Source organism: Kribbella pratensis (assembly GCF_004366075.1).
GTDB lineage: Bacteria > Actinomycetota > Actinomycetes > Propionibacteriales > Kribbellaceae > Kribbella > Kribbella pratensis.
On sequence record NZ_SODU01000003.1, the window covers coordinates 20,356 to 35,357 of the forward strand.

13 protein-coding genes are annotated in these 15,002 nt (G+C 69.2%); 1 reads left to right on the plus strand and 12 read right to left on the minus strand.

The genetic code is table 11. The annotated features are described in order from the left end of the window. Nucleotides 1-43 precede the first annotated feature (43 nt). The 7 genes from EV137_RS24085 to EV137_RS24115 all read right to left on the minus strand — a co-directional run bounded on the left by EV137_RS24085 (nt 44) and on the right by EV137_RS24115 (nt 10,951). Nucleotides 44-2,272 carry a hypothetical protein gene (locus EV137_RS24085; RefSeq protein WP_134130915.1) on the minus strand — a complete coding sequence of 743 codons (2,229 nt, stop codon included), beginning with the start codon at nt 2,270-2,272 and terminating at the stop codon, nt 44-46. Continuing rightward, nucleotides 2,269-3,255, minus strand: coding sequence for a glycosyltransferase family 2 protein (locus tag EV137_RS24090; protein ID WP_134130916.1), 987 nt, complete (start codon nt 3,253-3,255; stop codon nt 2,269-2,271). The genes EV137_RS24085 and EV137_RS24090 overlap by 4 nt, the downstream gene beginning before the upstream one ends. A 53-nt stretch (nt 3,256-3,308) precedes the next feature. Beyond that, nucleotides 3,309-4,850, minus strand: a complete 1,542-nt coding sequence (locus tag EV137_RS24095) for a gamma-glutamyltransferase (protein WP_134130917.1) — start codon at nt 4,848-4,850, stop codon at nt 3,309-3,311. 91 nt (nt 4,851-4,941) lie between these two features. Further along, a complete protein-coding gene (pheT, locus tag EV137_RS24100; RefSeq protein WP_134130918.1) occupies nt 4,942-7,524 on the minus strand; it encodes a phenylalanine--tRNA ligase subunit beta in 2,583 nt (860 codons plus the stop codon). Beyond that, a complete protein-coding gene (gene pheS, locus EV137_RS24105; protein WP_134130919.1) occupies nt 7,524-8,633 on the minus strand; it encodes a phenylalanine--tRNA ligase subunit alpha in 1,110 nt (369 codons plus the stop codon). The genes pheT and pheS overlap by 1 nt, the downstream gene beginning before the upstream one ends. Before the next feature lie 347 nt (nt 8,634-8,980). Then, nucleotides 8,981-9,322, minus strand: a complete 342-nt coding sequence (locus EV137_RS24110) for a hypothetical protein (RefSeq protein WP_134007489.1) — start codon at nt 9,320-9,322, stop codon at nt 8,981-8,983. A gap of 105 nt (nt 9,323-9,427) precedes the next feature. Beyond that, nucleotides 9,428-10,951 carry an MFS transporter gene (locus EV137_RS24115; RefSeq protein ID WP_238175527.1) on the minus strand — a complete coding sequence of 508 codons (1,524 nt, stop codon included), beginning with the start codon at nt 10,949-10,951 and terminating at the stop codon, nt 9,428-9,430. Nucleotides 10,952-10,998: 47 nt separating this feature from the next. Here EV137_RS24115 and EV137_RS24120 point away from each other — a divergent pair, with 47 nt between their 5' ends. Beyond that, nucleotides 10,999-11,712 carry a TetR/AcrR family transcriptional regulator gene (locus EV137_RS24120; protein ID WP_134007485.1) on the plus strand — a complete coding sequence of 238 codons (714 nt, stop codon included), beginning with the start codon at nt 10,999-11,001 and terminating at the stop codon, nt 11,710-11,712. Here EV137_RS24120 and EV137_RS24125 read toward each other — a convergent pair. The 5 genes from EV137_RS24125 to rpmI all read right to left on the minus strand — a co-directional run bounded on the left by EV137_RS24125 (nt 11,702) and on the right by rpmI (nt 14,965). Beyond that, nucleotides 11,702-12,409: a hypothetical protein gene (locus EV137_RS24125; protein WP_134007483.1), complete on the minus strand. Its 708-nt coding sequence runs from the start codon at nt 12,407-12,409 to the stop codon at nt 11,702-11,704. The genes EV137_RS24120 and EV137_RS24125 overlap by 11 nt on opposite strands. A 164-nt stretch (nt 12,410-12,573) precedes the next feature. Then, complete coding sequence (locus tag EV137_RS24130; RefSeq protein WP_166680010.1) at nt 12,574-13,470, minus strand: CehA/McbA family metallohydrolase; 897 nt, start codon at nt 13,468-13,470, stop codon at nt 12,574-12,576. After that, nucleotides 13,467-14,270, minus strand: a complete 804-nt coding sequence (locus EV137_RS24135; RefSeq protein ID WP_134130921.1) for a TrmH family RNA methyltransferase — start codon at nt 14,268-14,270, stop codon at nt 13,467-13,469. Before EV137_RS24135 ends, EV137_RS24130 begins: the two co-directional genes overlap by 4 nt. 27 nt (nt 14,271-14,297) lie before the next feature. Continuing rightward, nucleotides 14,298-14,687, minus strand: coding sequence for a 50S ribosomal protein L20 (gene rplT / locus EV137_RS24140; protein ID WP_131296281.1), 390 nt, complete (start codon nt 14,685-14,687; stop codon nt 14,298-14,300). Nucleotides 14,688-14,770: 83 nt separating this feature from the next. Continuing rightward, a complete protein-coding gene (gene rpmI / locus EV137_RS24145; protein ID WP_130383713.1) occupies nt 14,771-14,965 on the minus strand; it encodes a 50S ribosomal protein L35 in 195 nt (64 codons plus the stop codon). Between the last annotated feature and the right edge of the window lie 37 nt (nt 14,966-15,002).

Here is a 15,002-nt window from a genome sequence, read left to right on the forward strand (position 1 = left end):
CGTAGACGTTAACGGTCTGCGCGGACCCGATGTTACGGGACAATCACTCTCCGAGGTCGTAGATCCGGACCTTGCCGACGCTGTGTCGGCGTACGGCGAGCTGGTCGAGCGCCGGTGCCACGGGTCCGTTGCGTGTGTCGGCGTACAGCCACCGAACGCCGTACTCGTCGCGCAGCCTTCGCAACACCTCGACGGTCGGTGAGGTGAGAGCCTGGTTGGTGAGGGCGACGCGGTCCGGCCACGGTGACGGCTGCTCGGTGTAGCGGCGGCCGCCGGCGCCTTGCTTGGCCATCGCCTGGTTCGTGTACGCCCAGCCCTCGAGCAGCGTGCGGCGTCCGGCGATCCCACTGACCAGGTACCCGCGGGCGTCACATCCTGGCGCGAGCGGGCCCGCCGGGCGGCACCAGGTGTTCGTCGCCACCACATCGGTCGGCGCGGAGTGCTGCCCGAGCCAGAGCGCGGCTTCGGCCTCGTCCGGGTACACCCACCACCGCGCGGCCCGGTACGTCGGCGCCTTCTCGGTGTCACCACGTATGGCGCTCTGCAGGAAGGAACTGATCGGCGCAGTCGAGAGCAGGACCAGTACGACGAACATGCCGCCACCGGCTTGTCGCAACGTCAGACGCCACACGAGCAGGAGGAAGAGCGTGATGCCGAGGACCACGAGCAACATCCGCGTGCTCAACCACAGCTGCCGACCGGTCGAGGCTGCCGGCACACCACGAGCCCAGACGATCAGACCGGCGTACCCGATCGACAGGACGAAGGCAGCGATTGCGATGGGGACCGGGCGACCGGAGGCACGCGCACTGGTTGCTGCGAACCAGCCGGCTCCGGCCAGACTGAACGGTGCCGCGGTGTAGATGAAGTACGACTCGCTCACCGATGGATGGTCGACCAGCAGGTAGCCCGCCCACCCAGCGACCATCGCGCCGAGCAGGAACCACGCGACCGGGTCCTTCCGGCCGACGACGCCGAATCCGGCCCAGGACATCGCCTGCAGAGTCAGCAGCAGTCCGAGCAGCAGGCTGAGCGTTCCGATCACCTCGCCGTGCGCCAGCGCCGGCAGGATCAGCCCGCCGTCCCCCGGCTGCGTCTTGTCGCCAGTGGCCGCGGTGTAGACGGGCAGCGACTTCAGTACGGCGAGGAACTGCAGCCGCGACCCACTGGTACTGCCGGCCACGGTCAGGAAGGTGATCGCCCCGACGACGAGCAGCACCGCCGTCGTACCGACCAAGAGCCACGGCACGCGCCGTGCCGTCACGAGTAGGTACAACGCCGCAAGGCCCATCGCTCCGACGAGCAACGGCAAGACGGTCGGCTTGGCCCCACCCCCAACCCCCGCCACGACCACCGCCACAACCCCGCCCCACAACTCCTTACGTCCAAAGGGGTCTGTTCTTCGGAAGAGGAGGTCGATCAGGAGGGTGGCCGCAGTGACGGCGGCGACCATGCCGAACGTCTGCGACGGGCTGAGCAGGCTCACTGGTGGTGCGAGGTTGACGCTCGTGTCGACGAGGAGGAACAGCTGTGGTGCAGCTAGCGCGAGTGCTGCGAGTACGCCGGTCCACCAGGTACGGCTGACGACGCGGGCGAGTGTGGCGCAGACGAGCAGCGAAACGACCAGCCACGGCAGGACCCAGAGCCGGAACAGTACGACCATTGGTGTGAGTCGCGTGACGTCGACCGCCGCGGCCATGTCGGCGTTCGCGAACCAGTGGTACTCGAGTCGCTCGTTGACGACCTGCGGAATCTCGGGCGGCACGGTGCGGGTCAGCTCCTGCACCATCGACAGGTGGTACAGGAGGTCGGGGTAGTACGCCTCGCCGTACGGCGGCATCGGGTGGTACGCCATCACGCCGAAGGTGGCTGCGCCGACCATCACCGCCGCGGACACCGCCAACCCGACCGTCCACGCAACCGGTAGCGGTCTGGGCTCGGCGATCCGGAAGTGCTGCCGCCCGACGAGAGCGAAGCCGATCAGGACGAGCGCCGGCCACACGATCAACCAGCGCTGCCAACCGAGCGCGGTGAAGATCGCCCAGCCGATCAACTGCCACGTCGCGCCGACAACCGACCCGAGTCCAAGATCCTCAGCCCAGTTGCCGGTACTGCGCCACGCGGCCCTCAGCAGCAACGTGCCGGGCAGCGCGATCGCTCCGGCGAAGTAAGCGGCGTACTTGACGAGCGGACCGATACCGACGTCGCCGAGCGATATGAACCCACCGACCGCCACCAGGATCGGCAGCAGCCACGGGGCAGCCCGTTTCATCTCTTGGTCTGAGTGCTCTGGTGAACGGGCTCCTGATGCCCGTGGTCCGTGAGGCTGTCGTAGCCAACGAGGAACTGCGGTCTGCGCTGGCTCGACTGGAACAAGCGGGCGACGTACTCACCCAGCAGGCCGAGGCACAACAGTTGGATCGCGCCGATCACGCTGACCGCGAGGACCGTCGACGTCCAACCGGGGATGCTTCGTCCGGTCAGCTTGATCACCAGGGCGCCGACCACGAACAGCCCGGACATCGCGCCACCGAGCAACCCCAGCCAGGTCGCCAGCCGCAGCGGGGCGGCCGAGAACGCGGTCACGCTGTCGAACGCGAGCCGGACCATCTTGGAGACGCTGTACTTCGTCGTACCGGCGGCCCGCTCCGCCCGGACGTACTCGACCTCGGCGCTCGGGAAGCCGAGCCACGGGATCACCAGGCGGAAGACCCGGCCGTCGTCGGGGAGCGCGTTCACCGCGTCCACCACCCGGCGGGTCACCAGCCGGAAGTCGGCCGCGTCGAACGGGATGTCCTTACCGACCAGGCGGCACATCAACCGGTAGTACAGCCGAGCCGACGTACGTTTCGCCCAGGAGTCGCTCGAGCGGTCGGAGCGTACGCCGTACACGACATCGACATCCTGCTCACGGACGGCCTGCAGGAACTCCGCGATCACCTCGGGCGGATCCTGGAGGTCGGCGTCGATCGTGACGACGTACTGCCCGCGGGCGCGGCGGAAGCCGGCCGACTGCGCGGCCTGGTGCCCGCTGTTGCGGAGCAGGCGGACGACCCGGAGCTCGGGCCAGTCCTTGGCGGCGTCGAGGAGCAGCGCCGCGGTCCGGTCCCGGCTGCCGTCGTCGACGACCAGCAGTTCGTAGCTGATCCCCAGGCCGTCGAGCAGTGGGTGCATCCGCTCGAAGAAGATCGGCAGCACCTCTTCCTCGTCGTACATCGGTACGACGACGGAGAGCTCGGGGTGGGTGTCCCGCATCGACTGCCTTTCGGATCCTGGTGGCCTGACCTTACTAGTCTCGATCAGCTCGATCAGGGAGAGATGGCCACCGCACCGGTTCGGCGCGGGTCGCCGACGGCGAGCAGGCCGTCGGACGGGTCCCAGAGCGCGGCCGCGACGCCGCCGAAGTACATCGAGTGCGGCGGCATCGGGCGGGTCGGCAACGCGGTCGACCCGGAGACCGGCAGGTCGTCCTCGTAGTCGACGACCACGTCCTCGCGGACCCGAACGTGCAGCCGTGGATGCTCGACGGCCTCGCGGAGCCGCAGGCCGCCGTGGGTGTAGAGCGCATACACCTGCGCGAGCGCGGTCGGGATGCGGTCCGACCCGGGTGAACTGATCGCGAGTACGGCGCCGTCGCTGTCGCGGCGGGCGACGCTCGGCGCCATGTTCGAGGTGAGCCGGGTGCCGGGCGCGAGGCTGTGCGGGCCGCCGTGCAGGAGCTCCTGCTCGCCGAGCGCGTTGTTGAGCCAGATCCCGGTGCCAGGTGTGAGTACGCCGGACCCGTAGCCGGACGAGACCGTGATCGCGCATGCGTCACCCTCGTCGTCGACGACCGAGACCGTCGCCGTACTCGGTGAGCTCAACGCGCGGAGGTCGCCGGCCGCGGCGAGGTCGAGCACCTTCTGGCCCTCCAGCTTGCGCACGTCCTCCCTGTCCAGCTCGGCGAGCCGCTGGCCGAGTACGGCGTACTGGACGTCGATCAACCGTTCCAGCTCGGACTGGCTCCAGCTGCCGTCGGACGGTACGCCGTCGAGCAACGCGAGCATCGCGGCGACGGCCACTCCCCCGACCGCGGGCGGTGGGTTGGTGGCGAGGCGCCAGCCGTTCTGGTTGACGACGAGGGCCGGGCGTACGACGGCCTCGTACGCGGCCAGGTCTTCCGCGGTGAGGATGCCTTCGTTCGAGGCCATGTCGTGGATCAGGAGCTCGGCGAGCTGGCCCGTGTACATCGTCTCGGCGCCGTCGCGGGCGATGAGTTCGAGGGCTTCGGCGAGCTCCGGGATCACGACGATGCTGCCGGCCTTGATCACCTCGCCGTCGCCGTCGTGCACGACCCCGTGGCTCGGCTGGTGCCAGCCGAAGATGATCTCGTGGGTGAAACCGAGGTAATAGCCCGAGGTCCGGCTCAGCGGGAAGCCGTTGCGGGCGACGTCGATCGCGGGCTGGACGACCTCGTGCCACGGTGCCTTGCCGGAGCGGCGGTGAGCGAGGTCGAGGGCCTTCATCCCGCCGGGCGTGGCGACGGAGCCGTGGCCGACGGTGGTCGTCGTACCGCCGCCGTAGTCGGTGGTGATGTCCCAGACGCCGCGCCCGAATCGATCCGTCGGCAGGCCGCGGCCGGGCATCTCCACCCAGCCGTCGATGGTGACCGCGTCACCACCCGCGACCTGCAACGTGACAAACCCACCTGAGGCCGGCGACACCACTCCGATCTCGTTCACCATCGTGACGAGCGTGGCGGCAATCGCAGCATCCACCGCGTTGCCGCCCTCCGCGGCAACGCGCACACCGGCCTCGGCCGCGGCGGTGTTCGGCGCGGCCACCGCGACCCGCGGGTGACTGCCGCTCATCGCCGGCACCGGCCCGATCCGCTGGCCGAGGCCTCGCACATTTCCCTCGACCCGGCGGCTGAGCGCGCCGCGGCGCCCCGGCTCATGGTTCTCAGCCGACCCGTTGGACGGCGCCGAAGCGGTCGACGGTTACCTGGACGGCCGCCTGGCGGGCGTCGGCGACCTCGTTCTCCTTCAGCGTCCGGTCCGGCGCCCGGAACCGCAGCGCGAACGCGAGCGACTTCTTGCCCTCGCCGATCTGCTCACCGGTGTACACGTCGAACAGCCGGACCGACTCCAGCAGTTCACCCGCGCCTTCGGTCAGCGCCGCCTGTACGTCGGCCGCCGCGACCTCGGCCGGGACGATCAACGCCACGTCCTCCTTGGCCACCGGGTACGACGAGAACGGCTGGGCCGCGATTGACTCCGGACCCGCCGCGATCAACGCATCGAGATCCAGCTCGACCGCACTCGACCGAGCCGGCAGGCCGAACGCCTGACACACCTTCGGATGCAGCTCACCCGCGTGACCGACCACCATGCCGTCTGGGCCTCCGACCGAGAACTCCGCACACCGCCCCGGGTGCCACGGCGCGAGCTCCACGTTCTTCACGATCGGCTCGACCCCGACCACCGACGCGATCAGCCGCGCGATCTGCACCGCGTCGGCCCATCCGGCCGGGCGGCCCTTGCCCCACCATCCGGTCGGGGCCAGCGCACCGGTCAGCACCACACCGACGTGCAGCGGCTGATCCGGGAGTGCGTCGTACAGCGACTGGACCTCGGCGTCGCTCGGACGGTGCGCGACCGACGGGAGCGGCGCGGCCTTCGTCTCCGCCTTCGGCAGGAACACCAGGCCGGTCTGGAAGATCGCCAGGTCGTTCGCGCCGCGGCCGACGTTGCGCTCCGCGGTCCGGAGCAGGGTCGCGAGCAGCGTGGTCTGCATCGACGGCTCTTCGTCGGAGATCGGGTTGACGAGTTTGATCGTCGTACGGCGGACGTCGTCGGCCGGGAGGCCCATCGCGTCGAAGTCGGCGGCACCCGTGAACGGGTACGACACCACCTCGGTCAGGCCCGCCCCGACGAGCGCGGTCGCCACCCGGCGACGCCGGCGCTGCGAAACCGTCAGCCCCTGCCCACCCGGCGCGGCCGGCAGGACCGACGGCACGTTGTCGAACCCGAACAACCGGATGACTTCTTCGGCGAAGTCGTTGGGGTCCCGCAGGTCCGGCCGCCACGACGGCGGAGTCACCGTCAACAGATCGTCACCCTCGACGTGGGTGGACCCGACGGTGGTGACGCCGACCTCGGCCAACACGGGAGCGTGCGCACCCGCGGCCAACGGCGCCGCGACCGCATCCGCCGCCGCAGCCTCGATCGTGCAGCCCACCGAAGCCAGGTGCCGAACCGTCTCGTCGAGCGTGATCACAGCACCCGCCACGCGAGCTGCATGGTCGGCGCGGATCGTGACGGGGGCCGGCTTCGGGTGGGTGTCGACGACGGTCTCGTCCGGGAGGATCGTGCCGCCCGCGTATTCGGCCAGCAGGTCCGCGACGCGCTGGGCGGCGTACCGCGGCAGGTTCGGGTCGACCTCGCGCTCGAACCGGCGCGACGCCTCCGACGAGAGCTTGTGCCGGCGCGACGCCCGCGCGATCACGATCGGGTCGAAGTGCGCGGCCTCGATCACCACGTCCGTGGTGGCGTCGGAGATCTCCGTCGACGCACCGCCCATCACACCGGCGACACCGATCGGACCGGAGTCGTCGGTGATCAGCAGGTCCTCGGCGTCCAGCTCACGCGTCTGGTCGTCCAGCGTCATCAGCTTCTCGCCGGCGTTCGCCCGCCGTACGACGATCTCGCCCGACAGCCGCGCCTTGTCGTAGGTGTGGATCGGCTGACCGAGCTCGAGCATCACGTAGTTCGCGACGTCGACCCCGATCGAGATCGGCCGCATCCCGGCCGCGAGCAGCCGCTTCTGCATCCACCGCGGCGACAACGCCGTCGCGTCGATCCCGGTCACGGTCCGCGTGACGAACACACTGCATGCCTTGGCGTCGTCGACCCGCACCGGGTAGCCGTTCTCCCCGGAGCCGGTGAGCGTCAGGTCGGCCGGGTCCCTGAGCGATACGCCGTACGCCGTCGCCGCCTCGCGCGCGACGCCCCGGATCGACAGGCAGTACCCACGATCCGGCGTCACCGCGATGTCCAGTACGTCGTCCCGCAGCGCCAGCAACTCGATCGCGTCGTCGCCCGGTGTGGCCTCGCCCGGCTCCAGCACGACGATGCCGTGCGTGCCGTCGTCACCGAGACCGAGCTCGGCGCTCGAGCAGATCATGCCGTTCGACACGTGCCCGTAGGTCTTCCGCGCCGAGATCGCGAACCCGCCCGGCAGCACCGCACCCGGCAGCACGACGACCACGAGATCACCGACCTCGAAGTTGTGCGCACCGCAGACGACCCACTGCGGCTCGTCCTTGCCGATGTCGAGCGAGCACCAGCGGATCGTCTTGCCGTTCTTCTGCGGCTCGTTCTCGTACGTGAGCACCTTGCCGACCACGAGCGGGCCGGTCAGATCGGACTCCTCGACGGTCTCCACCTCGAGGCCGGCCCGGATCAGCTGCTCCGCGACCTGACGGCCGGTGACGTCAGCCGGCAGGTCGACGTACTCACGAAGCCATGACAGTGGGACCCGCATCAGATCTCCATCCCGAACTGGCGGCTGAACCGCACGTCACCCTCGACCATGTCCCGCATGTCCTCGACACCGTTGCGGAACATCAGCGTCCGCTCCAGGCCCATGCCGAAGGCGAAACCGGAGTACCGGTCGGTGTCGATGCCGTTGGCCTGCAGGACCCGCGGGTTCACGACGCCGCAGCCGCCCCACTCGATCCAGCCCTCGCTGCCACAGGTCCGGCACGGCCGGTCCGGGTTGCCGACGGACGCGCCGCGGCAGACGAAACACTTCAGGTCCACCTCGGCCGACGGCTCGGTGAACGGGAAGAAGTTCGGCCGCAGCCGCGCCTCCAGACCTTCACCGAACATCGAGACGACGAAGTGGTCGAGCGTGCCCTTCAGGTGCGCGAGCGTGATGCCCTCGTCCACGACCAGGCCCTCGACCTGGTAGAAGACCGGCGTGTGCGTCGCGTCCAGCTCGTCGGTGCGGAACACGCGACCCGGGCAGATCACGTAGATCGGCGGCTTCCGGGACAGCATCGACCGCGCCTGCACCGGCGAGGTGTGGGTCCGCAGGACCTTGCCGGAGCCGGCCGGCTCGACGAAGAAGGTGTCCTGCATCTGCCGTGCCGGGTGGTCGGGCTGGAAGTTCAGGGCGTCGAAGTTCAGCCACTCGGCCTCGACCTCGGGGCCCTCCGCGACATCCCAGCCGAGCGCGGTGAACACGTCCGCGACCTGCTCGGAGATCAGCGACAGCGGGTGCCGCGCGCCGAGCTGCGGGGTATGCCACGGGAGCGTCACGTCGACCCGCTCGGTGGCCAGCATCCGCTCCTCGTGCTCGGCCTCGAGCACCGCGAGCCGGGACGCGAACCCCTCGTTGATCGCCTTCCGCGCGGCGCCGATCCGCTGACCGGCCTCCTTGCGGGCCTGCGGCGGCAGCGCGCCGATCTCCCGGTTGGCGAGCACGATCGGCGACTTGTCGCCGAGGTGCACGGTCTTGGCCTCCTGCAAGGCAGCCAGATCGGCCGCCTCGGTAAACGCCGTCAGCGCCTCGTCGCGGGTCCGCTCCACCTCTTCGGCATGCAGCGGCGTCACTTCGACCGGGTCGTAATCAGTGTTGGGACCGGACATGGCTCGCTCTCGGGTTGATACGTCTGCGGATTGCAGTCTAAGAACCCAACCCCCAAGACCGTGAATCGCCCGTCCACAACCACGCCACCCGAGGGCTTGGGGAGGCTTTTACTCCCGGATCGGCACAAAACCCTCCCCAACCCACCTACACAGCAACCGAGCAGGCGTCCGAGCACCGGTGAGGGGCGCCCGACCAGCCGCGGAACCTCGGTCTTCGCTTCTGTCCTCCACGCCCAAGAACATGCACTCGTCCCACCGCCCTCCGCCCCGCCGCTTCCTCTCCTGTAGACAGCGGACTTGGGGAGAGTTCCTCCCGATTCGGCACGAAAATCTCCCCAAGCCGAGGGTTAGCCCAGGCGGTGCCTGGCGCGGATTGCTCCGACCAGGACGCCGGCCCCCGCTAGGAGCGCGCCTACGCCGATGGGGATGAAGAAGGTCGGGTAGTCGACAACTGCGGCGGGATCCGCCCATGGCTCGTGGCCTGGCTCGGGCTCCGCGAGGATCAGGCACACCGCCCCGGCCACGTCGTACACGGTCGCCAGGACGACCGCCAGGATCGCGAGACCTCGCGCCCACTTCAGCACGAACCGGTTCCCGCGGGACCGCCCGAACAGCATCGTGCCGAGGGCGATCGGGAGCAGGATGAACAACGACATCAGGACCAGGTTCGCGATCCCCTGATCAGACACAGGCCCTCCAGCGGAACGCGCCGGCCGGTGTCGTCGCGTGGGAACGGGTCGGCCACCGTCGCGTCATACCTGCATGCTGTCAGCGCCCGGTGTCAAAGCCCGGTGTCAGCGCACTGCGTCGTCAACCGCCGGAGCTGCCTCCTGCACCTTCTTCTCGCCCTTCGGGAGGACTGCCAGCGCGACCACTGCCCCGGCGACCGCGCCGATCGCGCCGACCGTCATCGCGATGGACATGGCGTCGACGAAGGCGTGCTTGGCCGCGCCGAGGAAGTCCGGGCCGAGCGCGATGGTGTCGGCGATCGACTTGCGGGCCGCCTCCGGAACGGCGTCCGGCAGGGCCGACGAGTACGCCGCGGCGAGCACACTGCCCAGTACGGCGACCGACAGCGCGGCACCCGTCTGCTGCACGGTGTCGTTCATCGCCGAGCCGACACCGCGGTGCTCCGGCGGAACGGCCTGCATCAACAGCGTGTACGCCGCCGGACCGGCCAGGCCACCGCCGATCCCCATCACCAGCAGGCCGATGATCAACAATCCGTACCCGCTCGTGTCGGACACCTGGGTCAGGATGCCGAAGCTGCCCGCGATGATCAGCAGACCGATCGAGATCAACGTCCGGTCCGCGATCTTCTTCCCGAGCGTCGCTCCGAGGCCGTTGAACAGCGCCGCGGACAGCGCATACGGGATCAGCGCCAGTCCGGCCTTCAGCGGCGTGTACCCGAGCGCGAACTGCAGGTACTGCGTCAACGCCAGCAGCAATCCACCCGCGGTGAACGACAGCAGCACGATCGAGAAACTCGTACCACTGAACCGCCGGTCCTTGAACAGCGCGAGTGGCACCATCGGATGCGCACTGCGCTTCTCCCACAACGCGAACGCGGTCAACGCGACCACACCGACCGCGAGCGCGCCGAGCACCCGCCCGGAGCCCCAGCCGTGCAGCGGGATCGAGACGATCGCCCAGACGATCGCCGCCATACCGACGATCGTCAGGACCGCGCCCGCCGGATCGACGTCGCGCGCCGGGCCCTTCGACTCCGGGATCAGCGCCAGCGTGCCGATGATCGCCAGGATCGCGATCGGCACGTTCAGCCAGAAGATGGAGCCCCACCAGAAGTGGTTCAGCAGTACGCCGCCGACCGTCGGCCCGGCCACCACGCCGACCATCGCGACCATCGACCAGCCCGCCATCGCCTTGCGCTGCTCCTCCGGCGGGAACACCGTGAACAGCAGCGAGAGGGTGCTCGGCATCAGCAACGAGCCGCCGACCCCCATCAGGCCGCGGCACGCGATCAGTTGCCACGGGTTCTCGGCCAGGGTCGCCAGCAGCGACGCCAGTCCGAACACCACCAGCCCGAGCAGCAGCATCTTCCGCCGGCCGAACCGGTCGGAGAGGCTTCCGGCGGTCAGCAGCAGTCCCGCGAACGCCAGGATGTACGCGTCGATCACCCATTGGATGTCCGCGGGCGTCGCGCCCAGATCGCGCATCAGCGACGGGATCGCCAGGTTGAGCACGGTGTTGTCGACGACCAGCACCATCAGGCTCAGACACAGGATCAACAGGATCCACCAGCGCCGGGGATGCCCCTCGGTGGTGGCGGCTTCAGACTCGAACGGTGTACTAGTCACTCGCACACTGTACGACGATCTCGTACAGTGTGCGAGCCCTTTGTAGGATGGTCGGTGTGAAGGACTCGATCTGGACCCGCGAACGCAAGGCCACCTCTCCCCGGGAGACCCTCAGCCGGAAGCAGATCGTGGCGGCCGCGATGGACATCCTCGACACGGAGGGCGTCTCCGGGCTGAGCATGCGCAAACTGGCCGCCAAGCTGGTGGCTGGTGCGACCAGCATCTACTGGTACGTCGACACCAAGGACGACCTGATCGACCTGCTGATCGACGAGGTCTGGGGCGAGATCGACGTACCCGAGCCGGAGCTCGCCGGATGGCGGGCCGGTGCGCTGCTGTTCGGGCACAGCCTGCGGTCCGCCGTACTGCGGCACCCGTGGCTGCCCGAGGTGATGTACACCCGCCCGAGCATCGGCCCCAATGCGATGTCGATGGGCTCCCGCGGCCTGGTCCTGTTCGGTGCCGCCGGCTTCTCCGAGCACGAGATCGACCTCGCGATGGGCAGCGTGATGTCGTACGTCCTCGGCACGGTCAGCGCCGAGGTCGCCACCCGCGAGATGGTCCGCAAGTCCGGCCGCTCCGAGGAGAACTGGGTCAGCGAGATCCTGGAACAGGCCCAATCGGTCGCGAGCGACTACCCGGAGATGCAGAAGTCGGTACGCCGCCGTACCGCGATGGACCTCGACGCCGGCCTCACCGAGAACTTCGTCTTCGGCCTGGACGCCCTCCTCGACGGCCTCGAGTCCCGCGTCAAGAAGTGAGCCCGAACCAGGGCTCCTTGGCGAGTTCGGTCAGCAGCACCTCGCGATCGCCGTCCTGGGCGACCTGCTTCGTGAGCTCCTCGGCCCGGCGAAGCTCGGCCAGCGCCTGATCACGCGAGCCGATCGCCGCGAGCGCCCGAGCGAGCGCCTCCCGCGCGAAGGGCTCGTCCCAGTCGGCCATCTGCTCCGGGAACGCCTGCACGAGTTCGAGACAGCGGCGGGCGTGCCGCAGTCCGATCTCGGTCCTGCCGATCCGCAATGCGACCCGCGCGATCAGGTGCTCGCCGCGGGCGTGGTTGGCCTCATTCCCGGCTTCGAGCCAGTGCAGGCAGGCGGCGTACGCGCCGTACAGCAACCGCTCCTGGTCGAGCAGCGGACTGTTCTCGTCGATCTGCTCGAGCAGGTCCCAGGTCTCGTTGTTCAGCTCGACGCCGAAGTACCGGTGCAGCTCCCGGCCCTCGACGAGCTCCGTGGCCACCTTCTCCATCAGCTCCTGCCAGCTGGCCAGTCCGTACTCGCGGGCGATGGTCAACTGCGCATCCCGCAACGTGAAGCCCGCCTCGTCGTACGACGGGTGGTGTGCGCGGGCCCGCTCGATCGCATCGGGCCTGCCCTTGGCGACTGCCTTACGGAGCTCCTTCGCCCGGGCGCGCAACTGACTGAGACTCGCCTTCGCGGGCAGCGGCATGGTCGACATCGACGGTCCTTCCAGGACAACCCGCTCCGCTGAACCAGGCCGTCCCGAAGGATCACCGGCCATCTTCGAAGGTCCTGCCGTTCCAGGTGCACTCGGTGCTTGCCGCGGAGAGGAGGCGCCCTGGCGCGCGCTACCCAAACGCTGACACGCCCCCCACCCCAACGTCAACCGCGGCCAAGGTGGATCGGGTTGGTCCAGGCTCGGGCGCCGGATGTGTCTTCGGTAGTGATGCGGCAGTGGGTATTGCGGAACAGGCCTAGCGGGAACGTGCACTCGGTGAGGTTGGTGCCTTGGATTACCTCGGCGCCGGGGTGGCCGCCGGTCAGGAGGATCTTGGTGGCGGGTGAGCAGTGGACGGTGATCTCGTCGCCTTCGATGCGTACGTCGTACAGCTCGGGGCCTGTGCTGGAGTAGAAGTGGCCGGCCTTCAACGCGGTCAGGAGGGCGTCCGGGTCGAGGGTTTCGGCGCGGACGTGGATCCAGGCCTGGCACGGTGGCGGGTCCTGGGGTTGCAGGTGAGCGTCATCGGCGGCGTACGTCGTCAGTCGGTGACCGCGGTTCAGGAGGACATCGGTGAGGTGCCAACTGTCGCCGCGGTTCTCGCGGTCGGACAGTGCGTTGTAGACCTCGACCGAGTGGGCCGCGTCCAGGCTCTCCGCGTCGACGGCCGTCAGCAGCGACGCCGACGGATGCGCCATCCCGATCCACGCGCCCGCGGCCCGCGCGCGACGCGCGAGCTCAGGCCCGGTCTCCGTCTCGTCCGGTGCCGCGAAGTCCAGCGGCAGTCCGACCGCCACGATGTGCCACGCCTGGCCGGCCTCGGTTCGCGGCGCGTGCAACTCGGCGCCGATCAGCGTGGTGAACCCGTCCGACCGCAGCTCCCGCGTGTCCGTCATCGGGAATCCGTACTCCGCGCGGAAGTGATCGGTGATCGCGACGAAGTCGTACCCGGCATCCCGGTAGACCTGCGCGGTCTCGGCCGGCGACAACGCCCCGTCGGACAGGTTCGAGTGCGTGTGCAGGTTCCCGCGCCAGAACCGCCCCGGCAGATCGAAGATCACCGGCGCTGCGCCCGGGCCGAGGCATACAGGCAGACCGCGGCGGCGGTGGCCAGGTTGAGCGACTCGGCGCGGCCGTAGATCGGGACCCTCACCGAATGGTCGACGAGAGCGTTGATGCCGTCCGGCAAGCCGTGGGCCTCGTTGCCGAACAGCCACACGGTCGGCTTAGCGAGGGTTCCGTCGTCGATGCAGGTGTCCAGCTCGGTCGCGCCGTACCCGTCGGCGGCGAGCACCTGCAGGCCGTGCTCACGCCAGGTCTGCACCGCCGCGACGATGTCGACGTCCGTGCTGATCGGCACATGGAAGATGCTGCCGACGCTGGCCCGGACCGCCTTCGGGTTGTGCGGGTCGACGGACTCCGACGTCAGTACGACGGCATCCGCGCCGGCCGCGTCCGCCGTACGGATCAAGGTGCCGACGTTGCCGGGGTCGCGGACCTGGACGCCGGCGGCGACGAGCTTGAACGAGCTGTCCGGCAGCGGAACGGTCACCAGCGAGCAGACCGCGACGACCCCTTGTGAGGTGACGGTCTCGCTCAAGCTTTCGACGGCGGCGCGATCGACCTCGAACCACGGGACGCCGGCCGCCACGGCGAGGTCGTAGAGGTCACGATGCCGGGCCGCCAGCGCGGGTTCGGCGTACACCTCGACGACGAGCTTGCGATGTTCGAGAGCCTCCCGGACGGCCTGTGGGCCTTCGACCAGGAACCGTCCGGTCTTGCGCCGGAACGCACGAGTGGCGAGCCGCCGGGCCTGTTTGATCCGCGCCGATTGCGCGGTCAGCAGACCGGGACTCGCCACTTCGGGTGTGCTACTCGCGGGTGGAGCTCAGGCCGCGTCGGTCTTCGGCGCGTTCACGTCGGCCGGCAGGGCGGCCTTGGCCACCTGCACGAGCGCGGAGAACGCGGCCGGGTCGTTGACGGCGAGGTCGGCGAGGATCTTGCGGTCCACCTCGACCTCGGCCAGGCGCAGACCCTGGATGAAGCGGTTGTAGGTCAGGTCCTCGGCGCGGACCGCGGCGTTGATGCGCTGGATCCACAGCTTCCGGAAGTCGCCCTTGCGCGCCTTGCGGTCACGGTAGGCGTAGACGAGCGAGTGGGTGACCTGCTCCTTCGCCTTGCGGTACAGCCGCGAGCGCTGGCCGCGGTAACCGCTGGCCTGCTCGAGTACGACCCGGCGCTTCTTGTGGGCGTTGACTGCCCGCTTCACGCGTGCCATGAGGTGTTACTCCTTGTATTTCTGCGCCGGAGACAGGATTGCCCACGCGGCGGGGGATGTTCGGGAGGGGCGAGGCAGGGGCCTCAGATGCCGAGAAGCTTCTTGGCCTTCTTGACGTACGCCGGGGCGACCTCGACGGTGCCGGACAGGCGGCGCTTGCGCTTCGAGGACTTCGCCTCGGCGAGGTGGCGGACACCGGTCTGCTCACGACGGATCTTGCCCGACCCGGTGACCCGGACGCGCTTCTTCATCCCCGAGTGGGTCTTCATCTTCGGCATGGCTGTGTGCTCCTGGTTTTCTTCGTTGACTCGATCG

Coding starts and splice junctions, on each gene's coding strand:
- EV137_RS24095 (WP_134130917.1), bottom strand. CDS start 4,850: ATGAGCGGCAGTCACCCGCGGGTCGCGGTGGCCGCGCCGAACACCGCC.
- pheT (WP_134130918.1), bottom strand. CDS start 7,524: ATGCGGGTCCCACTGTCATGGCTTCGTGAGTACGTCGACCTGCCGGCT.
- EV137_RS24125 (WP_134007483.1), bottom strand. CDS start 12,409: ATGTCGACCATGCCGCTGCCCGCGAAGGCGAGTCTCAGTCAGTTGCGC.
- rpmI (WP_130383713.1), bottom strand. CDS start 14,965: ATGCCGAAGATGAAGACCCACTCGGGGATGAAGAAGCGCGTCCGGGTC.
- EV137_RS24090 (WP_134130916.1), bottom strand. CDS start 3,255: ATGCGGGACACCCACCCCGAGCTCTCCGTCGTCGTACCGATGTACGAC.
- pheS (WP_134130919.1), bottom strand. CDS start 8,633: ATGTCCGGTCCCAACACTGATTACGACCCGGTCGAAGTGACGCCGCTG.
- EV137_RS24120 (WP_134007485.1), top strand. CDS start 10,999: ATGGTCGGTGTGAAGGACTCGATCTGGACCCGCGAACGCAAGGCCACC.
- rplT (WP_131296281.1), bottom strand. CDS start 14,687: ATGGCACGCGTGAAGCGGGCAGTCAACGCCCACAAGAAGCGCCGGGTC.
- EV137_RS24085 (WP_134130915.1), bottom strand. CDS start 2,272: ATGAAACGGGCTGCCCCGTGGCTGCTGCCGATCCTGGTGGCGGTCGGT.